At 46.8% G+C, this 842-nt stretch carries 1 protein-coding gene; it reads left to right on the forward strand.

What is annotated here, in order from left to right:
• Window positions 1-138: 138 nt before the first annotated feature.
• Window positions 139-842: YncE family protein (locus tag AB5935_RS27720; RefSeq protein WP_368328065.1), on the forward strand; the 704-nt coding region annotated here is incomplete at its 3' end.

The following is an 842-nucleotide window of genomic DNA, read 5'->3' on the forward strand; positions in this document are numbered from 1 at the left end:
AGTTTATAGAAAACGGAATGATTACGGGGGAAAGTTGGAGCGTGACGAAATGTGGGTATAACCCAACCTTCCAAAATATGAAGGACAAACAATATACGCAGCAGGATTAAACCTTATACCTTAACCAGAGTACCCGTAATGATTCGGGTACTCTTTTTTATCCGAATGACAATGAGCAGAACAATACAACGGATTTGCCTTTTTCTTTTCTGCCTGCCAGTTTTCGGCAGTTGCATGAAATGGGATTACGGAGAGATGGAAGATTTCTCTGTATCGGCCTCTGGTCTTTTCATTACCAACGAGGGGAATTTCCAGTACAGCAATGCCACGCTTTCCTACTACGATCCCGCCACGTGCGAAGTGGAGAATGAAGTGTTTTACCGTGCCAACGGGTTCAAGTTGGGCGATGTGGCCCAGTCTATGGTTATCCGGGACGGTATAGGCTGGATCGTGGTGAACAACTCGCATGTGATTTTCGCCATCGACATCAATACTTTCAAGGAAGTGGGCCGTATCACAGGTTTCACCTCACCCCGGTATATCCATTTTCTGTCGGATGAGAAAGCCTATGTGACGCAGATATGGGACTACCGTATCTTCATCATCAACCCCAAGACATACGAGATTACCGGCTATATCGAATGTCCAGACATGGACATGGAATCGGGTTCCACCGAACAAATGGTACAATACGGCAAGTACGTCTATGTGAACTGCTGGTCGTACCAGAACCGCATCCTGAAAATCGACACGGAGACGGACAAGGTCGTGGACGAACTGACCATCGGCATACAACCTACTTCGCTGGTCATGGACAAATACAACAAGATGTGGACCATCAC

It is taken from the genome of Phocaeicola sp. RTP21198st1_B8_RTP21198_201120 (assembly GCF_040929485.1).
Classification (GTDB): Bacteria; Bacteroidota; Bacteroidia; order Bacteroidales; family Bacteroidaceae; genus Phocaeicola; species Phocaeicola dorei.